This is a genomic window from Shewanella woodyi ATCC 51908 (assembly GCF_000019525.1).
GTDB classification, from domain to species: domain Bacteria; phylum Pseudomonadota; class Gammaproteobacteria; order Enterobacterales; family Shewanellaceae; genus Shewanella; species Shewanella woodyi.
Genome location: NC_010506.1, coordinates 3,400,244 through 3,422,920, shown reverse-complemented (window position 1 = coordinate 3,422,920; position 22,677 = coordinate 3,400,244). Strand labels below are relative to the sequence as shown.

General features: G+C 42.3%; 17 protein-coding genes, 1 tRNA gene and 1 pseudogene. 10 read left to right on the top strand and 9 right to left on the bottom strand.

All coding sequences use genetic code 11. The features are described 5' to 3' along the window. The first annotated feature begins 3 nt into the window (after positions 1-3). Positions 4-681: an ATP-binding cassette domain-containing protein gene (locus SWOO_RS14475; RefSeq protein WP_012325413.1), complete on the top strand. Its 678-nt coding sequence runs from the start codon at positions 4-6 to the stop codon at positions 679-681. Then, positions 674-2,179, top strand: a complete 1,506-nt coding sequence (locus SWOO_RS14470) for a PhnE/PtxC family ABC transporter permease (protein WP_012325412.1) — start codon at positions 674-676, stop codon at positions 2,177-2,179. Before SWOO_RS14475 ends, SWOO_RS14470 begins: the two co-directional genes overlap by 8 nt. Before the next feature lie 55 nt (positions 2,180-2,234). Here the strand turns inward: SWOO_RS14470 and SWOO_RS14465 are convergent, their stop codons facing one another. Next, entirely contained in the window at positions 2,235-2,573 is a 339-nt protein-coding gene (locus tag SWOO_RS14465) for a hypothetical protein (RefSeq protein ID WP_012325411.1), read from the bottom strand. Between the two features lie 115 nt (positions 2,574-2,688). Beyond that, complete coding sequence (locus SWOO_RS14460; RefSeq protein WP_012325410.1) at positions 2,689-3,414, bottom strand: hypothetical protein; 726 nt, start codon at positions 3,412-3,414, stop codon at positions 2,689-2,691. Positions 3,415-3,738: 324 nt separating this feature from the next. Here SWOO_RS14460 and SWOO_RS14455 point away from each other — a divergent pair, with 324 nt between their 5' ends. Then, positions 3,739-5,349 (top strand): sensor histidine kinase, encoded by a 1,611-nt coding sequence (locus SWOO_RS14455; RefSeq protein ID WP_012325409.1) that lies wholly within the window; start codon positions 3,739-3,741, stop codon positions 5,347-5,349. Next, positions 5,349-6,701: a sigma-54-dependent transcriptional regulator gene (locus tag SWOO_RS14450; protein WP_012325408.1), complete on the top strand. Its 1,353-nt coding sequence runs from the start codon at positions 5,349-5,351 to the stop codon at positions 6,699-6,701. Before SWOO_RS14455 ends, SWOO_RS14450 begins: the two co-directional genes overlap by 1 nt. Before the next feature lie 75 nt (positions 6,702-6,776). Here SWOO_RS14450 and SWOO_RS14445 read toward each other — a convergent pair whose 3' ends face one another. Continuing rightward, on the bottom strand, positions 6,777-7,421 hold the full coding sequence (locus SWOO_RS14445; protein WP_012325407.1) for a LysE family translocator: 645 nt from the start codon (positions 7,419-7,421) through the stop codon (positions 6,777-6,779). Positions 7,422-7,562: 141 nt separating this feature from the next. Continuing rightward, positions 7,563-8,390 (bottom strand): AraC family transcriptional regulator, encoded by an 828-nt coding sequence (locus tag SWOO_RS14440; protein ID WP_012325406.1) that lies wholly within the window; start codon positions 8,388-8,390, stop codon positions 7,563-7,565. A gap of 401 nt (positions 8,391-8,791) precedes the next feature. Here SWOO_RS14440 and SWOO_RS14435 point away from each other — a divergent pair, with 401 nt between their 5' ends. The 4 genes and pseudogenes from SWOO_RS14435 (at position 8,792) to nadE (ending at position 13,749) form a co-directional block, all read left to right on the top strand. Next, positions 8,792-10,945 (top strand): CHASE3 domain-containing protein, encoded by a 2,154-nt coding sequence (locus tag SWOO_RS14435; protein WP_012325405.1) that lies wholly within the window; start codon positions 8,792-8,794, stop codon positions 10,943-10,945. A 32-nt stretch (positions 10,946-10,977) separates the two neighbouring features. Then, on the top strand, positions 10,978-12,030 hold the full coding sequence (locus SWOO_RS14430) for a porin (RefSeq protein WP_012325404.1): 1,053 nt from the start codon (positions 10,978-10,980) through the stop codon (positions 12,028-12,030). Between the two features lie 233 nt (positions 12,031-12,263). Beyond that, a pseudogene (tnpA, locus tag SWOO_RS14425) lies at positions 12,264-12,698 on the top strand (IS200/IS605-like element ISShwo2 family transposase). Positions 12,699-12,918: 220 nt separating this feature from the next. Continuing rightward, positions 12,919-13,749 (top strand): ammonia-dependent NAD(+) synthetase, encoded by an 831-nt coding sequence (gene nadE / locus SWOO_RS14420; RefSeq protein ID WP_012325403.1) that lies wholly within the window; start codon positions 12,919-12,921, stop codon positions 13,747-13,749. Between the two features lie 115 nt (positions 13,750-13,864). Here the strand turns inward: nadE and SWOO_RS14415 are convergent, their stop codons facing one another. Beyond that, positions 13,865-14,371 carry a DUF6942 family protein gene (locus SWOO_RS14415; protein ID WP_012325402.1) on the bottom strand — a complete coding sequence of 169 codons (507 nt, stop codon included), beginning with the start codon at positions 14,369-14,371 and terminating at the stop codon, positions 13,865-13,867. A 111-nt stretch (positions 14,372-14,482) separates the two neighbouring features. On the opposite strand from SWOO_RS14415, the gene SWOO_RS14410 reads away from it, so the two are divergent. Next, positions 14,483-15,949, top strand: a complete 1,467-nt coding sequence (locus tag SWOO_RS14410) for an alpha/beta hydrolase (protein ID WP_012325401.1) — start codon at positions 14,483-14,485, stop codon at positions 15,947-15,949. Here the strand turns inward: SWOO_RS14410 and SWOO_RS14405 are convergent. The 4 genes from SWOO_RS14405 to SWOO_RS14385 form a co-directional block, all read right to left on the bottom strand. Continuing rightward, positions 15,946-18,126 carry a sensor domain-containing diguanylate cyclase gene (locus tag SWOO_RS14405; protein ID WP_012325400.1) on the bottom strand — a complete coding sequence of 727 codons (2,181 nt, stop codon included), beginning with the start codon at positions 18,124-18,126 and terminating at the stop codon, positions 15,946-15,948. The two genes, SWOO_RS14410 and SWOO_RS14405, sit on opposite strands and share 4 nt — an antisense overlap. Before the next feature lie 409 nt (positions 18,127-18,535). After that, positions 18,536-18,612: transfer RNA gene (locus SWOO_RS14395), tRNA-Pro, on the bottom strand. A gap of 446 nt (positions 18,613-19,058) precedes the next feature. Continuing rightward, positions 19,059-20,846, bottom strand: coding sequence for a DUF3413 domain-containing protein (locus tag SWOO_RS14390; protein WP_012325399.1), 1,788 nt, complete (start codon positions 20,844-20,846; stop codon positions 19,059-19,061). Between the two features lie 84 nt (positions 20,847-20,930). Further along, positions 20,931-21,146, bottom strand: a complete 216-nt coding sequence (locus SWOO_RS14385; RefSeq protein ID WP_012325398.1) for a YejL family protein — start codon at positions 21,144-21,146, stop codon at positions 20,931-20,933. Between the two features lie 379 nt (positions 21,147-21,525). Here SWOO_RS14385 and yejK point away from each other — a divergent pair, with 379 nt between their 5' ends. Beyond that, positions 21,526-22,557 (top strand): nucleoid-associated protein YejK, encoded by a 1,032-nt coding sequence (gene yejK, locus SWOO_RS14380; RefSeq protein WP_012325397.1) that lies wholly within the window; start codon positions 21,526-21,528, stop codon positions 22,555-22,557. Positions 22,558-22,677 lie beyond the last annotated feature (120 nt).

The following is a 22,677-nucleotide window of genomic DNA, read 5'->3' as shown; positions in this document are numbered from 1 at the left end:
CCCATGGTTAATATCGATAATTTAACGTTAAAGTATGCAGACAAGCTGGCTATTCGCCAGCTTTCTTTGTCTATAGCGTCAGGGGAAAAGGTGGCAATAATTGGTCCATCTGGCTCTGGTAAGTCAACGCTTCTTTCTCATCTCTATTTGCTATTAAAAGAGAGTGCTGCGTTCTGCTCCCAGAAGCAGGGCTTGGTTGACGGATTAAGTACCTATCATAATGTTTATATGGGGGCGCTTTCTCGCCATCACTGGAGCTATAATCTGATTAATTTGATCGCCCCTTTCAGTACGCCTCTAGCTGAGGTTGAAGCTTTGTGCCACCAGTTATCTCTGGATGTACCTATGAGTAAAGTGTTATCCAAGCTCTCAGGTGGACAAAGGCAGAGGGTCGCGCTTGCTAGGGCCCTATATCAGCAGCAAGCTACTTTTATCGGTGATGAGCCTTTTTCTGCGCTGGATCCATTGATGGCTGAGCAGTTGTTAACCATGGTGCTTGCAGGTCATTCAACTTGTATTATTGCTCTACATGATAAGTCAGAGGCATTAAGGCACTTTGATCGTATTCTTGGTTTGCGAGATGGCAAGCTGTGTCTCGATATCACTCAAGATGCATTGACCCCTGAAGTGATCGATAACTTCTACTCTCCAGAAATCTTACCTCTTGTCAGTAATGCCTAAATCCATTTCGTTTGTGGGTCACTGGCAGAAAGTCACTCTTACTCTGTGGGCTGTGGCACTCATCTGTTTCTTTTTTTCTGATACTGAAATTATCTCTCTCGATCCTTGGAGTGAGCTGCAGCGAATGATACAGGGGTTTATCACGCCTGACTTCTTTGCTACGGAATATCTGCTTGAGGCACTGTGGCAAACCATCAGTTTTGCACTGTTAGGGGTCTTAGGGGGATTGATATGGGGAGCGCCACTGGCGTTACTCTATTCAAACCGGTTTATTGCTGCTGGGTGTGCGGTGATCCGCTCAATCCATGAGATCTTTTGGGCACTGATATTTTTGCAAATTTTTGGTTTATCACCATTGACTGGGATCCTCGCAATTGCACTGCCCTATGGTGCAACCTTTGCGCGGGTATTTTTTGATATTCTCCTGCAATCTCCGCAGTCTACAGTGGAAACATTGCCGGCTAGAACCGATAGAATTAGTCGTTATTTCTACGGAAAAATTAGTCATGTGATGGTACCCATATTAGCTTATATCAGGTATCGATTTGAGTGTGCGTTAAGAAGCAGTGCCGTTCTTGGTTTTATTGGAATGCCGACGTTAGGTTTTTATCTGGAGACGGCATTTAGGCAGGGGCATTATCATGAGGGAGCTGCACTATTAATCCTGTTTATTGCCTTGATAGGCAGTATTAGATTTTGGTGCCGACCTAGGTTGATTATTATCTATTTAGTGCTGGCTCTGTTAACGCTACCGAGCATGCCTTCAATTGATGCAAGTTTGATCTGGCGTTTTTTGAGCCAAGATATCCTACCGCCAGCGCTGCAGGGACTAACGGGTTTATCTCAACTGGATTTAAGTCGAGTTAATGAGTTAATCAGTTGGGGAAAAAGAGTGCTCTTTGAGCAAGCGATCCCTGGCATGCTGGTGACTTTATTGCTGGCATTGAGTGCGCTGGCCATGTCACATCTCGTCTCTGTTATCCTATCGGCTTTTGCATTTAAACGCTTAACGGGCAAATTTATCTCTGTAGTAATAAAGTTATTACTGCTGATATTAAGATCGATCCCTGAGTATATTTTTGCGTTTATTTTTATGTTGCTCCTTGGCCCCTCTATGTTGCCAGCCATGTTGGCTCTGGCGCTTCACAATGGTGCCTTGATTGCTTTTTTAACCATAAAACAATCAGACAATGTGGTGAACTCCTCTGCCTATAATGGTCGTCTCGACGGTTATTGTTATGATATTTTGCCTAAAATATACCCTAATTTGATGGGGCTGCTTTTTTATCGCTTTGAGGTGATATTAAGAGAGACAGCCATTTTTGGCATGCTAGGTGTGGCCACTTTAGGGTTTTATATCGACAGCGGCTTTTCTGAGATCCGTTATAGCACCGCTTTGCTCTTAATGGCTTGTACTGCTTTATTGAACATATTGGTGGATATGATAAGTCGACACCTATTGAGGCAGAATACGCAAACAGCCCTAGCTTGTAGGTAGAAGAGGTAACTCGATATCACTCATACTGTGATGAGTGATACCGGTATTGATGGGGTTAATGGCTTATTTTAGTGCGTTTTGCAATAACACCACTGCAGCACAGTGATGCTAAAAGGGTAAATACAGTGACCGATGACATGATGATGCTTAATCGATACCAAGGTGCATCCATGGCGATCCGCATCTGTACATAATCATAACTACTGACTCCCCAAACTAAAACCGCGCTAATGGCCAATACAATTTGCAGTAGGCGAGTCAACTCCACTCGCTTGATGAAAAGAACTAAAGGAGCACTGGCGTAAGCTAGACAGATAAGCTCCTGTCCATAGCGTAAGAAATGTGCCCCTAAAAGTAGGTAAGCTAAGGTGATAATTGTGACTCGCCACCACATAAAGGATCCATCTGTGTGAGTTATATTAGCCGTAGGATACGATATCTCTTAAGGTGCATTCTATCGGCTTGTTCACAGTTTTTAATTTCAATGATTGACAATTGATTGGCATGAATTACTCAAGGGCATCTTTGATAGCCTGCTTCTGCTCCTCTGTTAGTTCACTGTTTTTAATCATTCGGATTAAATGTTGGGTATGGTTAATACCTTGATGATCGTCAATGATAACGAAACGGCTTGTGTGGCCGCTTTCATGATCAAAATCGATATCAACCTCGATCTCACCGAGACTGGACATCACCTCTGCGATACTGTTCTCGAACGTATCTATGATGATCTCATACTCACCTTCTTTGAGCTCATGAAGGCTCTCAAGTTCCAAAGCATGGGCTTCGAGCTCTGCTGCTTTAGCTTCAAGTTTTCTGGCAATAAACTCCATCTCAACCTCTTTGCCCTCCATTTTTCTAGCTATGGCAGCCAATTTCTCTTTCGTTTTTATATCCATCTCTTTGTTATGAAGTAATTTAAACTTATCTTGATCCAGTACGGTCATTTTAGTTAAGACTCTTGTGAGCTTTCTACTGGTTTTTTCAGGAAGTGCGGAGAGCTTTTCCTTAATTGCAGATGGATCGCTAAGTTCATCTGCGGTAAAGGTAAATTCATGTTTATCATCACCCTGCTTAACAGAAATATGAGTTAATTCGTTTTCGTCTTGCGCGATCTCCATAACGGTTTCATTGCCGTTTGATTCCATATGGCGAACGTGAGTCGGTGCAGCGTTAATGCTAAAGGTAAGCAGAGTTGTGCAAGCGAGTAGAGTAGCCAGTTTATCTAGTTTCATGGTTCTTCCTTTTATTAAGTTTGGTGTTTTCAATAGCCAATGGTTTTAGTTAATAAACCTTTTGATGAGCAATCTATTTAACTAATGGGTTATTAGCGAAGAGTGTGCCAACCTTATAAACTCTTATTTATCAAGGATGAGGAGGGGAATTTGATAGGGGATATTGATGAATAGGCCTGATATCAGTAATAAGTTTTCCCATTTGGGGATTTTTGTTAAAAATATGCTAACGTCTAGGCTGTTAACCCTTTGAAATGTATCGAGTGGGTTTTGGTACGCTTCTTGATTGGTTTAAGTTAAATGGATATCTATTCTGAGGTTTGAATGTCGATAAAACGCTACCTGTTTTTACTGTTTGGTGCCTTGATCATCTTGCTAGGTTTGAGCCAGCTTTTGATCTCTCAATATTATAAAGGGGAGCTTCAAAATGAGCTGAGTGAAAGTTCCAAAGCGCTATCTCAAAACCTTGTAAAGGTGCTGATAGATAATGTGGGCAGCGAGCAGGAGTTTATTTTAGGTCTTGATGAAGTCGAGATACAGGAAACGATTGTCGACATTGAAGAGGCGGAAGTCGATTTTAAGCACGATATAGAGGAGATGACGCGAGAGGTTGATCAGCTGGCCGAAGAGATCGCCTTATTGGATAAGCCAGAATATGGTGAGCTGGATCAGAAAGAGCGTGAGGCGTTCCAAGCGCTATTAAGCGAGAAAGAGAAAGAGCTTAAGCTGCATTTAAAAGAGATGGCTCGACATGAACGTGATATGAGCAGGGAGCAAAGGATAAATATTGCAGAGGCGCGCAGAGAAGCTGCAATGGCATACCGCGAGCGATTACATCAAGCTGTCAGTCAGATTGAGATTGATGCTGGCTCTTGGTTGAAAGATGGCAATGTGGTGATTGTTGAGCCGCCAGCTCCTCCCGTATTTGGGGATTTTGATCTGCAGTATTCTCATGATATTCGCGTGCCAAGTCATGGTACTAACGATCAACTTGAACGCTTTAGTGAGTCGATGTTAGCTCTGATCTTACTGACCTCTTTTGGGGCTCTTCTTATGGCTTACTTGTTGAGTCACTATATCAGCTCACCTTTGACTAAATTGGCAAAGGGGCATCAGAAACTGGGGGAGGGAGATTTAGGCTTCCAAGTTGAGGAGAAAGGGGTTAAAGAGCTTAAAGCGATATTAACTGGCTTTAATAAAATGAGCCGTAAGTTGGAGAAGCTGAGTGAGAAAGAGAGCCGCATGGCCCAGCAGGAGCAATTAGCTGAACTTGGAGAGGTAACACGAGGGATAGCGCATAGCTTACGTAATCCTCTGCATACGATAGGCCTGCTTTCTGAAAGTGCTATTCAGGCTGACAATTCGGCAGAGGCGGCTCAACAGCTTAAGAAGATCCAGCATAAAATTGCCATGATGGATAAGAGTATTCAATCACTGCTTACGCTTTCGAGTAATGAAGTTGACCGCTCAACCTCTGTACCGTTACAGGCGATTATTCACGATATCTTGTTAGAGCTTTCAATTACAGGCTCTAGACCTAAAATCAGTTTTAGTGAAAGTGACAAACACTATAACGTGCCGGGGGCCGAGTCTGAGCTAAGAAGCATATTGCATGGCGTGATTATTAATGCGGTAGAGGCTACTCCTGACGATGGAGAGGTCAGTGTGTCGTTAGATGAAACGAGCCGTGCTTATCATGTCATAGTTAAAGACACGGGCTGTGGAATTTTACCTGAAGTAAGAGAGCGCATTTGTCAGCCTCATGTGACGACTAAAACCGAAGGAACGGGAATGGGAGCATATATCGCAGAGCGACTGCTTAATGGGCATTATGGTGGAGAGCTTATGTTTGCTGATAATCCTGGTGGGGGCACTGTTGTGACGATAAGTTTTGCTCGTACAGATAACAATAATAAAAGAGGTGATGAAGAATAATGCTAGAGCAGAAACTTAAAATCCTTGTGGTTGAAGATGAGCCGGATCAGCGAAGTTTAATAACAAAAATGTTGGCTGCAAATGGGTATCAAACCAAGGGTGCTGAGAGTGTTGAGGAGGCTATTTTATCCATTAAATCGGAGCTGCCGGATCTGGTGTTTTCTGATTGGAAACTTGGTCAGTTAACAGGGATGGATCTGCTTAATTATGTGCGCCGAGAACAGCCCGATATGGGATTTATTATCGCTACAGCCTACGGGACTATTACCCATGCTGTAGATGCAATGCAAGCGGGGGCTGATGATTATCTGGCTAAACCTTATCAGAGGCAATCTTTGTTATTAGCTATCGATAAAGTGGCCAAATCCCTTGTGTTGAAACGGCAAAATCGCAGTCTTACCTCTCAATTATCTCAACAACAGGAGCTGGTGGGGTTAGTTGGTAAAGCCCCCTGCATGCAAAAAGTGTATACGCGAGTCCAACGTGTCAGTGCAACAGATGCCACAGTGTTAATTGGTGGTGAGAGCGGCACCGGGAAAGAGTTGGCTGCTAGGGCACTTTATCAGCTATCAGATCGTAAGAATAAGCCCTTTGTTGCCATTAACTGTGGTGCAATTCCTGAAAACCTTGCCGAAGCTGAACTTTTTGGCGCAGAGAAGGGAGCATTTACCGGCGCAACGACGTTGAAGATTGGCAAACTAGAAGCTGCAGATGGCGGCACTATCTTTCTCGACGAAATTGGTGAACTGCCTTTACTATTGCAAACCAACTTGCTGCGTTTTTTACAGGAGGGGGTGATCAGCCGCTTAGGCCAGAATGGTGAGATAAAACTTGATGTGAGAGTGATAGCTGCGACTCACAGAGATCTGCAACATGAAGTTTCAGAAGGACGTTTTCGAGAGGATCTCTATTATCGCCTTAATGTTGTACCGATACATATGCCCCCCTTGAGAGAGAGGCAAGAGGATATTGGAAGGCTGGTGGATCACTTCTTAAAGCTGCATGCGGGTCAATATAATCTGCCGCCATTAAGTCTCACTGGCGATACGATGAAGCAGTTACTGGATTACTCTTGGCCTGGAAATGTCAGGGAGTTGGCTAATCGCATTGAACGCTTTGTCCTGTTAGGTGATGAACAGGAGATGGTTGAAGAGTTAAGCTGCCAGCCTAAAACCATTAACACGACCCAGTTTACCTTGCCTGAAACAGGTATTGAGTGGGAGTCGTTTGAGAAAAACTGCCTTGAGCAAGCGATGAGCAAGCATCAAGGAAATCGTACTAAGGCGGCTAAGTTTCTAGGCCTGAGCTATAAAGCATTTCTCTACCGATTGGAAAAATATCAGTTAGTCTAGTTCGTTAAAGCGGCGGGTTTACTGTGCTCTAGTCTGATGCTCACAGCATTAGTTGCATTAGTTGAGTTAGTTGAGTTAGTGCTTAAAAAGACCAGATATGATCGCAATAGCCACAGTGAGAAAGAGTATTCCCGTGAGTAGGTTGATTATCGGGGTCATTTTTTTAATCTTTTGTTGAATAACAGGTTTAGATAACACCAAGGCGATAGCGCTAAACCAAGCTATCGACAATATAAGTATGATCCCTGCAGCAGCAACCTTAGTGGCTAAGTTGACTTCAGGGGTGATCATGGCTGAGAACAGTGTGATAAAAAACACCATAGCTTTAGGGTTTAGCAGGTTAGTATAAAAGCCCTGCTTGAACCCTGTTGTTGGCGTTAAATTCATCGGTTTTTCTTCAAGAGCTATCACACTCTCTTGTGTTTTCCAATGGTGCTTTGTCTCTTTAAGCGCTGTTAACCCTATCCAAGCTAAATATCCTGCGCCAAAGAGTTGCACGATAAAGAACAGACTCTCTGAGCTTTTAATTATTAGACTAACGCCCGTTAGGCTTAATAAAGTGTGAAATAGAATGGCAAATGAGATACCGAAAGCAGCAGCGAGTGCTGTAGTACGACTCTCTTGGCTCGCCATTTTGACCACTAATGCAAAGTCAGGCCCTGGGCTTGCTAGGGCGAGACTATGAATAATCGCCAGTGAGATAAGTAAAGAGAGATCCATCAGATATATCCTAAGGTTAATGAGCAGGCTCAATGGGCATGAAACTTATCTGCGTTAATGGCTTATGCTAATGGATTATATAATGCACTACTTGGATCTGACTGAGATAGTATAAAATTGCAATTAAACCTTTTACCATGCTTAAAGTACGCGACGTTGAAAATGGGCAGGGGTAATTAAATAGGCATGCTTGAATGCTTTATTAAGGTGGCTTTGATCGAAAAAACCAACTTGATTGGCGATATCGGATAGAGCTCCTCCATTGATGATGGCCTTCTTAGCATGCTCCAACCGTACTCTTTTCAGGTAAGCGTGGGGAGTCATGCCTACCGTTTTCTTAAAGGCTCTCAAGAATTGAAATTTACTCAAGTTAAATTTAACGGCTAAGGTTTCTAGCTGGAACGTATGGCTTAAATCATCATGAAATAGTTCACGGATTTGACAGATTTGTTGATGGGATAGTCCTGTGGTTATGTTCTGTTTAACTGGCTGCAGTTCACTGTGTTTTGAAAATAGCTCCGTTGTAAATGCCATCATACTGGTTTCAATCTCTAAGCTACTGAATTGCTGGGTAGAGGTTAACATCTGATGAAGTTGAAGAAATGCAAATTGAAGGCGAGGAGTGTCGATAAGAGGCGAGTTAAAAAATAGCTCTCCTTGGTTTAACTCGTCACTTACCTGTTTTACATAGTGTGCAGGGATTGAGAGCACGTGAGCTTCATAGCCCTCAGCGTTTCTACTTTGACCATTATGAGTTTCATCTGGATTTAATGTTGAGATAGAGCCTGGTGTGAGTAGATATGTATTACCTTTATGGCAATATTGTTGGCAACCATGGGAGACGACGCCAACATGATAATCAAGATGAATATGTTTTTGAAACTCAAATTGCGTTAACTTGGCGCGGCTTAACTCTATCTCAGGTAATACAGGGTTGTGCCAATATTCAATATGTTCTGGTGTCATCATTTGGGTTTCAAAGCCTCGCTATAACTGCGCTTATTCTAGTCATAGATAGAAAGAGCTTGCTAGTAAAAAATTGCAATCAAAGTCATTCGTCACTTTTCTATAAATCCCCCCCCTTGGTATATCACTTTTTACTTATATTTACCTTGACAACTCTTATACCCATTAGGCTCTAAATGTTAATTCTTTGTTACGCATCGCTATATGCTCACCACTCCTTAGCTTAAAAAGGTATAAAAAAATTCATCTATAGATGAAATTCCAGACAATACTTAAATCACTAATGTGAATAGATTATCCCTATTCCTTTTCTTATATGCCCATGAAATGAAATGACCCTTTAGCAGCATATTAAGCAGGCTAAGCAGACTAAGTGGGCATTGATGAATGACTAGAGGTGCACAATGGATAGCAAAATGTTCAGTAACATGAAGTTTAGGACAAAAATATTATCGGGATATGGTTTGATACTGGGCTTGATGCTGCTTATTACAGTTGTTGTTTTTATCAGCGTTAAGTCACTTTCAACTAATTTCGACTGGGTAAACCATACCCATGATGTATTAGACCAAGCTTCAAAAATTGAAGCGGCTGCTGTTGATATGGAAACGGGGATGAGGGGATATCTGCTTGCGGGGAAACCGGACTTTTTAGAGCCCTATAACAATGGTCGTGAGACCTTTAATGCGTTACTGAAAGATCTTCAAAAAACCGTGTCAGATAACCCTGCTCAAGTCTCCTTGCTAAATGATATCTCAGTGACGATAGGTGACTGGCAGACCCAAGTTACCGAGCCTGTCATCGCCTTGAGAAGTGAGATTGGCGACTCAAAAACAATGAATGATATGGCTGACGAGATAAAGCTTGCCAAAGGGAAGCAGTATTTCGACAGGTTTAGAGAGCAGCTCGCCACATTTATTGAACGTGAACGTGTGTTGATGGTTGAGCGGCAAGCAAGAGCCAGCCGCACTCAGGATATTTATGAGTTGAGACAGTTAACTCAGTGGGTTGAGCACACTTATAAGGTTATTAGCGCTGCGCAGTCTATTGTTGCGGCAGCTGTTGATATGGAGACCGGCATGAGAGGCTTTTTACTTGCTGGTAGGGAGGAGTTTCTCGCTCCTTATATTAGTGGAAGGTCTCAGTTCTATAAATTGGTCGATGAGTTGTCGCAGACTGTTTCTGATAATCCAGCTCAAGTAACCCTTTTACAGGAGAGCAAGCAGACCATAGATAGTTGGATAACAGAAGTTGTAGAGAAACAGATAGCCTTGAGGCATGAAATCGGTGATGCAAAGAACATGGATGATATGGCGGATCTTGTTGGCCAAGCAAAGGGTAAGGTCTATTTCGATAAATTTAGGGAGCAGATAAAAACATTTAAGGATAGAGAGGGTAGCTTGATGGGAGCTCGCAAGGACTCCTTGGCCAGTACTGAGTCTTTAGTCATTAACTTAACCATCTTTGGCACCTTGTTCGCCATTATTATTGGCATAGGTATCGCCTTATGGCTAACCAGACATGTGATGGAGCTTCTTGGTGGAGAGCCCACCTATATTGCTGGTATTGCTAAAAAGGTTGCCGAGGGTGATCTGTCGATGAATCTGCAGAGTAGCGGAGTGGATAAAGGTATTTTTGCTGAGATGAAGAGCATGATGGGATCTCTCAATGAGAAAGTGAGTTTGGCTGAGCGAATTGCCCAAGGGGAGCTCGATCAGCATGTGAAGTTGGCTTCAGAGCGTGACGCCTTAGGTATTGCCCTTAGATCAATGACAGAAAATCTCAATGACGTATTAGGTCAAACACAAACAGCAAGTGATGAAATATCCCAGGGCAGCTCTAGTGTATCGAGTAGCAGTTCTGCACTTTCAGATGGCGCTTCTAGGCAGTCAGGAAGTTTGGACAATATCGCAAGTTCTCTTAATGAGTTAAGTACTCAGATAAATACTAATGCACAAAATGCGAATCAGGCGAGTGTACTTGCAGGTCAAGCTCAGACTGCTGCACAAGAGGGAAGCAAGAAGATGGAGGGGATGGTGGTTGCCATGTCTGAAATGTCAGAGGCGAGTAAAAGTATCTCAGGATTTATTAGCACCATTGATGAGATTGCAGCTCAAACCAATCTGTTAGCACTCAATGCTGCAATTGAGGCTGCACGAGCTGGTGAGCAAGGACGTGGATTTGCCGTGGTAGCCGATGAGGTGCGTAGTTTAGCGGCTAGAAGTACAACAGCAGCCGAAGAGACATCGAAGCTGATTGCAGGCTCTGTGGTTAAAACAGAGAAGGGCAGCGCCATTGCCAATGAAACAGCCGAGAGTTTGAGGAGCATTTTCGATACGGTGAGTAAGACATCTGAGCTTGTTGCTGAGATAGCAACGGCAAGTAATGAGCAAGCAATTGGTGCAGAAACGATAAATCAAGGAGTGGTAGAGATAGATGGCGTAACTCAACAGAACAATGAGACAGCGCAGCAAAGTGCGGCTGCTGCGGTGCAATTATCTCAACAAGCTGAACAGCTACAAAGCATGTTGTCACGTTTCAAACTGCGTAATGCATAAAGTCTCTATATATAATAAATAATGGAAATTGAATGATGAATAGACAAATAACGCTCCTAGCAGCTTGTATCACTTGTTTGTGTTCACCGGCACAGGCGATCGAACTTAATATCTACGGTCAAGGTCATCTCTCGGTTGATAGTGTTGATGATGGACAAGATAGCAGTATCTATGTTGCAAGTAACTCATCCCGTTTAGGCTTTAATGGCGACCATCAGATAAACTCAGATCTGAAAATTATTTTTCAATATGAAACTGGTGTCGACCTTACAGCTCAAGGAGGAAATGATGGTAATGGTGGTGCTGAGTCTTCTGGGCAGATATTTACCAAAGGCCGTCCTTCGTTTTTAGGTATTGAAGGCAAATTTGGTACTGCTTTAGCCGGCCACATGCCATTTTTAGATCAATATGCCAATGATTATAATCTGTTTGCCGATCAGGTTGGCGATCTGGGGAACCTCTGGGAAGCCAGTGGTATACCGGGACGTTCCGATAATGTGGTCTATTATAAAACTCCTGACTTTTCTGGTTTTGATGCTGCTGTGACTTATGTTCCAGAGGAGGGGGTTGATGACTCTGATTATTACCTCTTGAAGGGGAACTATGTTAGAGATGATTTAAAGTTAGGTGTCATGTACACAAGTATCGGCCAAGGGGAGATGGTTGATAAAGACCATACTGCAGCTGCAGTAACCTTAGGTTACCACTTTGGACGCTTTAGCGTAGGTGGTGGTTATCAAAGTGAGATGGATATCGGTGGTTCACCTGGGAATGATAGAGATAGTTTCTCCCTTGGTGGCAGCATGGAGGTGGGGGACAAGGGTAAAATCAAAGCGCAATTTGCCGTTAGCTCTGGTGAAGGAGATGCAAGTGATGCAACTCAGATAGCCGTCGGTTACGATTATCAATTTGATACTCAAACAACCCTCTACATTGCGTATGCGAATATGGATAATGACGATAATGTTAACTTTAGTGTGAATGGTAAAGGCCATGGAGATAAGGTGGTGCCTTTAATGGGCAATGACCCTCACGCTATCTCACTTGGTATTGTTTACTCATTTTCTCATGCGGTCGTTAAATAATTGGAAGTTCAGTGTTTATGACAGGCGGAAACACCTAGTGAAAAAGCTTGTTTATTAACACAGGGATCACTTTGTTGAAAGTGAGTAGAATGCCAGCATTGATTGCTGGCATTTTATTTTCAGCCCTAAACCACCTACTTCAGTAGGTGGTTATCATCAATTAGGCTTTGCCTGAATATCTACTCATGTTAATTGAACTCTAACTTTTAGCGAAGTAATAGAGGATAAAAAACATGAGTAGATATGAGAAAGCATCGCATGTGTATTGGCGATGTCAATATCACATAGTTTGGACACCTAAGTATAGGTTTAGGATTTTAAAGAATAAGTTAGGAAAAGATGTTTACTGATGTATTCATGTCTATAGTGAGCAGTTAGGGTGTGTGGTTGTAGAGTTGAATGTACAAATAGACCATGTACATCTGGTTATCAAAGTTCCTCCGAAGCTATCGATTTCAAAGTTGATGGGTGCTTTAAAAGGTAAAATTGCTTTGAAAATGTTTAGCAAGTATCCGTATCTTCGGAAAAATAAGCTATGGGGAAATCACTTTTGGCAAAGAGGTTACTTTGTTGACACAGTGGGGATTAATGAGGAAGTGATTCGAAGATATGTAAGGCATCAAGAAAAGGTTGAAAAACAGGAGCAGCCGCAATTAGATTTGAAGTAGACAACGCCCCCTTTTAGGGGGCTAATACAAAGCCACCTTCTTCAGAAGGTGGATTCTTTACTTGCTTCTCTTATGCTCTGTAGATAGCAAAAGGAACTGGTATTTTGAATATGTTAAAAGGAAAATTAACATAAATTTGGCCCGTGATGGGATTGGTATTCAGCTTAATTTAGCCCATAATTATCGACTGTAATATGGAACACATTTTGGAGCACAGCTTGTGAAAGGACAGATTTTACGTGAAATGAAAGTGCAGCCTGCAATTGAGGCAAGTTATGAAGTTGAGAGACGGATTGCATTTATAAAGTTAAAGTTAAAAGAGTCACATACACAAACATTAGTGCTTGGGATCAGTGGTGGAGTTGACTCATCACTTGCTGGAAAGCTATGTCAACTTGCCGTTGAGCAGCTTAATGAAGAGACCAGCTCTGAGCTTTACCAGTTCATTGCTGTTCGTCTACCTTATCATGTTCAAAAAGATGAAGATGAGGCTCAACTAGCATGTCAATTTATTTCTCCCTCAAAACTGGTCACTGTGAATATTCATGATGGCGTTAGTGGAGTGCATCAAGAGACATTATCAGGCTTAACCTCAGCGGGAATTGAAGTCTGCGACAGTACGAAACTCGATTTTGTGAAGGGTAATGTCAAAGCGAGAATGCGCATGATAGCTCAGTATGAAATCGCTGGGCTAACTGGAGGCTTAGTGGTTGGTACGGATCATAGTGCCGAGAATATTACCGGCTTTTATACCAAATGGGGTGATGGAGCTTGTGATCTTGCTCCTCTTTTTGGTTTAAATAAGCGGCAGGTTCGTCAGCTAGCAGCATATTTAGGCGCTCCAGCCGTACTTGTTGAAAAAGCGCCTACTGCAGATCTGGAAGAGGATAAACCTCAATTGGAGGATGAGGTCGCACTCGGGTTAACCTATGAACAGATTGACGATTTTCTGGAAGGGAAAGCTGTCGATTCCTATGTTGAAGATAGATTGATTGGGATATACAAAGCGACTCAGCATAAACGAGAAGCGATACCGACAATATATGATTAAACATTTTTTATTACTATACCCAAACAACTTCAAGATGCAGAATTCATCATTTTGAGGTGGCTTGGGTATATAAGGCGCGAAAGCGCCTTTTTAATGGGTGCTTTTTAGTTAGCTCCTAGCTCTTGCTTGCTATCAGCGCCCTTGTTTCTGCAATCAGTTGATTTGGGAATTGCCGATAATCTAAGTAGGGGGTAATGAGTAATGATTGGTTATCATAAACCAGCTTTGAGTTGTGGTTTACCTCAATAAAAGAGAGGTCTTGAGTTTCTATTGAAAGCTGCTGTGAAACCACTGACCCCACAAGGAAATGCCATAATTTTTGTTGAGGGATATTCGTTTGTAATAGTGTGTCAGCACCAATCAAGATTATTTCATTGTGCTTGAGCAGATGTGTATCTCGATAATGTTTCCAATCTTCACTAGGTGCGCAGATTTTTGCCATAATAGTTAATATTTTTCGCCAGTGATTTCCATTGTGTTCAATTAGCACTGAAATCGCATCATCCTGAGCCAAGCTCCACTCTTTAGGGAATACTGGAGGAGTTGGAAGATAAAAGCAGTATGTCGGATTATGAGCCCCTAAACTGATGACTTTAGTGTCTATTGTGTCTGATAAGTGCATTATATAACCAGAGTTGTGACTTAAAGGAGAGGATTGCTAGATTTTACTCGGTTAAAGCGTGTAAGTTAATGTCCATTAAGTTTTTCCTATGTTGTTAGTCTCAGGAGAGTAATGAAAACCTTAGTCATTGGTTCAACCAAGCACCTATTGATGGCACTGTTTTATGCATCATTAGGGGTTGTCATTGCACTGTTATGTGGCAGCATTTGGTATTTAACTTCTAGAGCGGATCTCGATGTTTGGCATAAAACTGAGCTGAAGTCAGCCTATAAAAGGTCATTAGAGTTCGATAATTTTTCGCAGCTCATGGCGTTAGAACAGGTGATTTTTGATGAAGTCGAAGAGAGGATTTATGGACGTACTCCTCACTCTTTTGACTCTGTGATTAACCGTTATGTTCGTGGAAGCTTATCAGATCCCCAAAAATGGCGTACGGACTGGAACAGAAGTTATGAATGGCCGCAAGCTGATGCGGATTTTGGTGTGCTACTTCTTCATGGAATGTCAGACTCTCCCTATGCAACTTCCCATCTTGCTAAACATTTTAAAGGAAAAGCACATGTATTAGCTCTCAGACTACCAGGGCATGGAACGATACCTTCAGGACTTATCGATATCGAGTGGCAAGATATAGCATCGGCGGTGTCATTAGCGACAGAGCATATGCAAAAGGTATTAAAGGGGAAGCCCTTGTACTTAGTTGGTTTTTCAACAGGAGCTGCATTGGGTTTAAATCATGAACTTGAACGGCTTATGAAGGGGCAATCTACAGATTACTCTGGCATGATTTTTCTCTCTCCAGCGATAGGGCTATCCCCAGTGGCCGCTGGAGCAAAGTGGCAAGCTTGGCTTGGGGAGCTATTAGGCTTAGAGAAGTTAAGTTGGAATAGCCTTCAAACTGAGTACGATCCGTTTAAATATAACTCGTTTGCTGTCAATGCGGGTGACGTGGTTTATCAGCTTGCTATGCGTAATCAATGGCTGTTAAGCCAATTATCTTCAGAGGCGTTACTAAGCCTCGAAACTTCACTGACCTTTCAATCATTAGTGGATGACACGGTCTCTACTGGGGCCGTTGTGACTGATTTTTATCAAAAGCTCCCTGAAAATGGTCATGAGTTGGTGATATTTGATATTAATCGAACCGAAGTCAATATGGGATTGATACTTAACGATCCTTTGGATTATTTTGAGCATCTCATTGAGAGGTTGCCATTACACTTTAAATATACGCTTGTTGAAAATAGAAGTGGGCAGGGGGCTTTGAGACGACAGGTACAAGCAAGAACCCGTTATCCAAATGGTGATAGCAATATTAATTTGATTGCTCAAGAGTGGCCCGCTAATGTTTATTCTCTATCACATGTTGCCATCCCATTTCCTATTGAAGATAGTTTATATGGCCCTGAAGGGGTTAACTACATCGATCGCGTTCAAATAGGGGCCACATCTTCCAGAGGAGAGAGAGGAGTATTAGGGGTGCAAGCCGATGAGATGTTGAGGCAAAAGTGGAATCCATTTTTTCCCTATTTATTGGATAAAATGGATCGGTTTATTGATAAACAAAATCTAGATTAAATGTTGAAGTCAGAGGGGGCTGGAGGTTTAGTCACTATGACTTTATCTCTGCCTTGGTTTTTAGCCTGATATAGGTTCAAATCCGCTTGTCTAAACCAATCTTCGAGTAACTTACTGTAGTTTGCATTCGCCACGATAGCCCCAATACTGACTGTCATCATGATCTCGGTTTCTTCATTAGGGGGATTGATCACAAGTCTTTTGATCTGCAACCTGAACTCATTCAGGTGATCTTCAACCATATCTGGATTTGTCATCGGTAAGATAAGTAAAAACTCTTCACCACCATAGCGGGAAATAACGTCACTATCACGTTTAAAAAAGAGCTTCATGCTTTTGGCTATGGCTCTTAGGCATTGATCACCACCTTGGTGGCCGAAAGTATCATTGATGGCTTTAAAGTTATCGATATCGAGTATGGCAATGACCATCACTTCATCACTTCTTAGGCAGAGGTTATGTGTGGTTTTAAATCGACTTTCAGCGCTTCTGCGGTTAAATAATCCCGTTAAGTCATCTTTCTCCGCTAGCGATTGCAGTTTCTTATTGGCCTTCTCCAGCTCGAATGTTCGGATAGCAACTTTCTCTTCAAGCTCTAATTGATAACTTATCAACTCCTGCTTACTTTTCTTAATGCTTTGATATAACGTTAAAAACTCTTGAGGCGACTCCTCATCGATATGGTAGGCTGCCGCATTTTTGTGTCCCTTATCGCCAAACTTGTTGGCAATCATGGTTAAGGGATCTGTTAATCTGGTGCTTATCACTCGTGTCACTATAACGGTGATAATCAAGGAGAGAAGCAGTACGGTAAAAGTTGTTAAATATTGAGTTTCTAGCAGCTTTAACAGAGGAGAGAAAGGTTTAACTATATACAACTTCCAGCCGTTGTTGAGCTGATAGTTTGTGTACACAAACTCAGGGTTTGGGTTATTAAGATTATAAAGGTTAATCAGTTGCAGAGATGTTTTGTAATCTTTTCCACTCTCTACTGACTCAAATTTTGATAAAACGGGTAGCGCTAAAGATTTTGAAGCGTAGATAATACGTTCATTTTCATCAATTAAAATCATTGACTGCATTTCATATACGAGGTTTTTCTGCTCAATATCAACAAAGCTTGTTAAGTTCAGAGAACCCTCAATTATCCCAGCTGCTTGCACTGAGTCACTGCCATTGTAGATGGGAGCGCTGATGGCGACTATGGGATCGGTTCCAAAGCCCCTGCCCCAAAAGGCTGGAGAAACGAAGGTTTGTTGTTTATAAAATGCTTCTTGGAAATAGTGCCTGTCTTTAACGGAAAAGCTTTTATTTTTAACCTTTTCTGAACCTAGAAGCTCAAGAGGAGTTGCTGCAATGATCCGTGCATCACTGTCGGTGACTATCATGCTGATAAAATCTGAATAGCTTTCATGTAGTTTGGTTAGTCTTTCTTGCCAGCCAGAAATATCTGTTTGGGAAAGGCTAAGCCATTGCGAGGCATTACTGATCGCTTTTTTATGGGTATCGAGAAACACTTCAGTTGCTTGGCCTAAATGAACCGCTGAGTCATGTAAGTTTTGATTCAGACTCTCTTGCTGCTTCAAAATGACTTGATGATTAAACACTAGAGCAGAACTGAGCAAAGAGATGGTCAGTACCAATGTAAAGCTATAGGTTAATTGGGCATGGAAAGTTCGTCTCTTCTTATCCCGCACCTTATTTTTAAGGTACCAAAAACCTGAAAATACAGTAACAGCTAATGAGCCGAGTGCGGCGCAGATAAAGCCATTTATCCCCTGCTTTAAAGTGATAAACGAGAGGTGGCTTTGTGGAAGTTCTGAGAAGTTGGTGGCATAAAGATAAAAGAGTGGCATACCTATAATGAGCCAGAAACCTATGTCGGCATAGAGAGCATAGATATCTTTTCTTCTGGTAAATCCGAGCCACATTGCTTCAGCACAGAAAAAGAGGAATACATGAATGCTTGACCAAGAAACAATGAGGCCAATGGAGGAGATCGCAGCACAAAGAAGGGCATACCAAGGCCCTAATAAAATTGCGACAATCACAAAAAAAAGGTTGCCCAACACCAATTGAACATTACCAAACAGGGGAATAGGATAAAGATTAATAAGTAATCCTATTAAACCGAGTAAGGCAGAGAGTTTTAGGTGTTGCTGGGATACTTTGAGCATATAGCCTTTTTATTATTTCTTGTTATGCTAACTATAGATGCTAACGCTTAAAAATGAGAGCAGTCAAAAATGAACTGCAATTATTGTAAACAAATGATTTCTACACCGTTTAGCTTCTTAGGCGCAGAGTTTTCTCTGCTAAAGCTACCTGTTACGCTTTTGTAAATCTTTCTCTGTTGTATTGTTATACCTTGCTTGGATGAAAAACTTAAGTGATTCGTTAGCTTTTTTACAGAAACGTCAGTAAGAAAAGTAATAAGAATTATTTTTTGAAGTACAAAGTAGCAAGGTTTTGCAGCGTCATAGTTGATATTTGGCCACCCTTGCGCAAGGGAGGCATCTACTCCAAAACAGTAGAACATTTATAGCAAAAAGCCGCCAATCTTTCGATTAGCGGCTTTTCAATATTTGGTCGGGATAGCAGGATTTGAACCTGCGATCTCTTGTCCCCCAGACAAGCGCCTTACCGGACTAGGCCATATCCCGATGTTTGTTCCTGAAGCTAAGCCCCATCGAACGAAGCAGAACTTTATCAACTCACTGCTGCTTGTGCAAGCTCTTAGTTGTCCCTTTGTATCAACTGCTTAGTTTGTAAGCTTTCAGTGCTTTGTGGCTAATACCAATCAGTATATGAAGTTGATCTACTCAGAGTGTGTTTTGGCAAACTAATTCAAGGCGAATGGATGAGATAATGGTTGTTCCCTTGTGAGTTCATTCAACGCAGAAGTAGGCAGCCAAAAACACTCCTTACAGGCGAGTTTTAGCGGTCCTGATGCTGTGTTAACGAGCTTGACCGTAGAACAACTATGCTCTTCACTCGTTGTCTTGCCTCAGGACCGCTAAACTCTCGCTGAGCGATCAAATCTTTATACTGATTGGTATGAGGCTCTGGGCTAATTTCACTCGAAACATAGACTAGGATAGAGAGCATATCATTGATTGTAGAGGCGGCGTCCTTCGCGCATCACTTCAATTAACTCCGGTGCGCTCATCTTTTTACGCAACCTGCGTTCATAATTTTCATCATAAATGCGATATTTTCCATGGCGGTCGATCACTGTGATCTCTGAGTTCTGATAGATCCCAAAAATAAGGTTATCACCCACATAGACCCAAGACTCGCTATCAGGTTGAAGTAGGCTACGACCGGCACTGTAATCTGTAGGTGCGTTTGTGCAACCAAGTACCTGGCTTAATAGCGTTGGTGCAATTCCATAATGGCTAGTTCGATACTTGATATCTTTTGGAGGAACTTTGCCTGGCCAATGTATGATCAAAGGCACATGAACATTGTCAGGAGACATATTGCTACGTGCTTCATTGGGGTTGCTTGTAAATAACTTTCCACTGACACCTGTGATTATGACTAAGGTCTCCTGAGGCAAAGCTTGGATCACGTTTTTCAGTTCGTTATCAATAAAGTTCAGTGATTGACGGTATTGGTTAAATAGCACTCGCTCAGCCGATGTGAGTGTCTTTTTAGGGCGAACGGTTTCTATGCCTAAAAATCCAATCGGTGTGTCATAGCTCTCTGGGGAGCGCAGGTTGATAAGCCCAAACCAAGGTGAACTTGTTTGAGTACGCCACTTTTCAAAACTCGCAATTGAAGCTTTATCTGCCATGGCATGGCTATTGTCAACTGCAGAGATGTGTTGCTCTAGCCCTTTGAAGATGGCGTTAGGTTTAAATACCAGATCGTCAGTAGCAAACAGAGCGGTTTGATAACCTTGTCGATTCAGCTCTTGGATTAAAAGTGGCTCAGTGTGATCTAAGGTACCATCGTTGATGTAACTTCCCTGCAGCCCATACATAATAGAGAACATGCCACTGGAAAACTGCGTGCCGCCACTTAGGTGTTGATGAAAATCTTGGTTCTCTTTGGCGTACTGGCTAAGGAAGGGCATAGTGCTTTCATCAAGCATGTCGGCCCTTAAACTATCTACTGTAATTAAGAGAATATTGTTCTTTGGCTCCTCATTCACGCATTGCATGGGGGTGATTGGGTAGCTGATATTGCTTCGTAGATCAGAGTGACGTTTATTATTTTTATCCCCATCGATGCCATGGCTCTCCATAAATGAGCGAGCTGTAGCAGGGTAAGAGAGGGGGTAGGCATCGTCTAAGCGAGTGATGTCTGTCACTGACGCTGCATCAGCCCAGATATGAATGAGGTGGCTACTGACAAAACAGAGCCCAACAAAAGCAACGACCTTATTACCACATTTAACCTTATGTATCTTCTCGATGCGTTTCCATAGGAAGTTAGCCGCTGTTAGCTCAAGCACTATGATCCCTATAGGGGTCACAATATAGGAGGTTCCACGTAGAAGAGCGTTAAGATCAGCCCACGCTAAATCAAAAACAAAGGGGCTAAGGTGGAGGCCATAATCGTCATAAATAATGGTGTCATATAGCAAGATGCACAGACTTAACGTTGCAATAGATGCAGCGTAGCCCCGTAATATCTTTGAATAGGGCAGAAGTAAGGTAACAGGGAAAACCAGTACCAGATAGACGATAAAGGATAAAAAGCTGAAGTGGCCGATAGTGCTGATGGCCAGATAGCCCCAGCCCAGCCATGACTCAGGGTAACCTACGGTATCTAGATAGCGAAAACCCACGATCATGGCAAGAAAGCCGTTGAAGAAGGCAAACCAATGCCCCCAACTTATTAAGCGCGATACGCGATCGCGGCCCATCTCTTTTTTACGCTCGACCATGTGGCTCCGCTTACTGATTAGCTACTGATGTATCTTAAGTTTGTTTGTGGTTCAGTCTCTCTTACGCAATCTAAGTTGAAGGTATTAACCTTTCACCGATTGTGCAAGTGCTTTCGAGAATTGTTCTGCAACGCTAGCACGTGCTTCGGCTGGAACCTTGCGTGCTAAAAGGTCTGTAACGCAGTTGCCTAGCACCATTAATCTGAGGTCAGTAGGGGCTTGATGCTTATCTAGCACAGCGCTTAGCTCTGCGATAATGGATTCAACTTGTGTATTTGAGTATTTGGATTGGATTGCCATATTAAAAAGTATTTCACTCTAAACTTGATTAACTGCATATGATAACCGAAATTCGTTGGAATCACGATATACTTACTAGGTTAAAGTATCGTGATTTACCTCTTTTGTGAGTATAAGTTAACCGTATTAGAGTAAAGCTAAAACTTGCCTTGGCTATTTGCCACTTCAGTTAAGCTTGGTGGCTTAGAATTTTGTGCTTTCCCCATCGTTCAAAATGGCCGATTTAATCGTTAAAGGAGACGTTTCTCACTTGCCGCATCGTAATGATTGGGGCAATATACCCTAATTATTCAGGTTAGATTTAATCTCCTAACCATCCCACTTAAATTAGCAGTGAAATCATCATCGCTGTTAAATGTTATTATCGATATCGAGGCTTATGAGTATTAACGTTGAGCAAGCAATTATCCACGCCATCTCTCAGGATCGTGAAGGTCAGCTTAGTTGCCGATTGCGTCCACAACCCCTGTTAAATAGTGAAGCTGTCGAAGCCATGTTAGAGGAGCTTCACCAGACTTATACCACTAAGGCGGGTAAAGGTTTTGGTCACTTCGGTACTCATGGTGAAGATGGCGAAGCAAACCCTAAGTTTGAACAGGCGTTAAGCGAGTATCGAAACGGTGAACTGGGGTTTGTTGAGTTTTCAGGTTTGGCGGGTAAGTTGTTGCAAGAGGAGCTGTCTAAATATGATTTTAGCCAAGGTGGATTCTTGCTGCTTTCATGTTATACCCATATGACCAGCGATTATCTCTATGTCTCTTTGTTAAATGCTAAGTCATCGATGACGGTTTTGGATGATATGGAGCTGTCACAAAATACTCACTTAGATTTGAAAGATGTGCAGCTTGCTGCAAGAATCGATCTGACTGAATGGCAGGCAGATAGCGATTCGCGTAAATATATCTCCTTTATTCGTGGTCGCGCTGGACGTAAAGTCGCAGATTTTTTCCTCGACTTTATGGGATGTGTTGAAGGGGTTAATACTAAGGCACAAAATAAGCAACTGATGAATGCTGTTGAGGATTTTGTCTCAAGTAGTGAACTGACTAAAGATGAGCGTCAGCAGTGCCGTGAAAAAGTGTTTGATTACTGTACTGAGCGCTGTGAAGTTGGGGCTGATATTGAGATTAAAGATCTCGCCGATGAGCTGGCCGATTCTGGTATGGAGTCTTTCTATGACTTTGCCCGCGGTGGTGAGTATGAACTTGAAGATGAGTTTCCGGGTGACAAGCCAACCTTGAGACAACTGAAAAAGTTCTCCGGTACAGGTGGTGGAGTTACCTTAAGCTTTGATGGTGCACACTTAGGGGAGAGAGTGATGTATGATCCTATTTCTGACACCATCATGATTAAGGGCGTGCCAGCGAATCTGAAAGATCAATTAGATCGCCGATTAAAGGGTGGCCAGTAAATTGATACTGGTTTGAAAAAGCGCCGTTTGGCGCTTTTTTTGTACTTAGAAAATGACTTTTTGCTGGATATCTCTACAAGGGCGATAATTACCTAAGTAAACGACTCGAAAAACGGCTTG

Bases quoted from the DNA above. Each gene is read 5' to 3' on its own strand.
- SWOO_RS14475 (WP_012325413.1), top strand. From the start codon at position 4: ATGGTTAATATCGATAATTTAACGTTAAAGTATGCAGACAAGCTGGCT.
- SWOO_RS14470 (WP_012325412.1), top strand. From the start codon at position 674: ATGCCTAAATCCATTTCGTTTGTGGGTCACTGGCAGAAAGTCACTCTT.
- SWOO_RS14465 (WP_012325411.1), bottom strand. From the start codon at position 2,573: ATGTGGTGGCGAGTCACAATTATCACCTTAGCTTACCTACTTTTAGGG.
- SWOO_RS14460 (WP_012325410.1), bottom strand. From the start codon at position 3,414: ATGAAACTAGATAAACTGGCTACTCTACTCGCTTGCACAACTCTGCTT.
- SWOO_RS14455 (WP_012325409.1), top strand. From the start codon at position 3,739: ATGTCGATAAAACGCTACCTGTTTTTACTGTTTGGTGCCTTGATCATC.
- SWOO_RS14450 (WP_012325408.1), top strand. From the start codon at position 5,349: ATGCTAGAGCAGAAACTTAAAATCCTTGTGGTTGAAGATGAGCCGGAT.
- SWOO_RS14445 (WP_012325407.1), bottom strand. From the start codon at position 7,421: ATGGATCTCTCTTTACTTATCTCACTGGCGATTATTCATAGTCTCGCC.
- SWOO_RS14440 (WP_012325406.1), bottom strand. From the start codon at position 8,390: ATGATGACACCAGAACATATTGAATATTGGCACAACCCTGTATTACCT.
- SWOO_RS14435 (WP_012325405.1), top strand. From the start codon at position 8,792: ATGGATAGCAAAATGTTCAGTAACATGAAGTTTAGGACAAAAATATTA.
- SWOO_RS14430 (WP_012325404.1), top strand. From the start codon at position 10,978: ATGATGAATAGACAAATAACGCTCCTAGCAGCTTGTATCACTTGTTTG.
- SWOO_RS14415 (WP_012325402.1), bottom strand. From the start codon at position 14,371: ATGCACTTATCAGACACAATAGACACTAAAGTCATCAGTTTAGGGGCT.
- SWOO_RS14410 (WP_012325401.1), top strand. From the start codon at position 14,483: ATGAAAACCTTAGTCATTGGTTCAACCAAGCACCTATTGATGGCACTG.
- SWOO_RS14405 (WP_012325400.1), bottom strand. From the start codon at position 18,126: ATGCTCAAAGTATCCCAGCAACACCTAAAACTCTCTGCCTTACTCGGT.
- SWOO_RS14390 (WP_012325399.1), bottom strand. From the start codon at position 20,846: ATGGTCGAGCGTAAAAAAGAGATGGGCCGCGATCGCGTATCGCGCTTA.
- SWOO_RS14385 (WP_012325398.1), bottom strand. From the start codon at position 21,146: ATGGCAATCCAATCCAAATACTCAAATACACAAGTTGAATCCATTATC.
- yejK (WP_012325397.1), top strand. From the start codon at position 21,526: ATGAGTATTAACGTTGAGCAAGCAATTATCCACGCCATCTCTCAGGAT.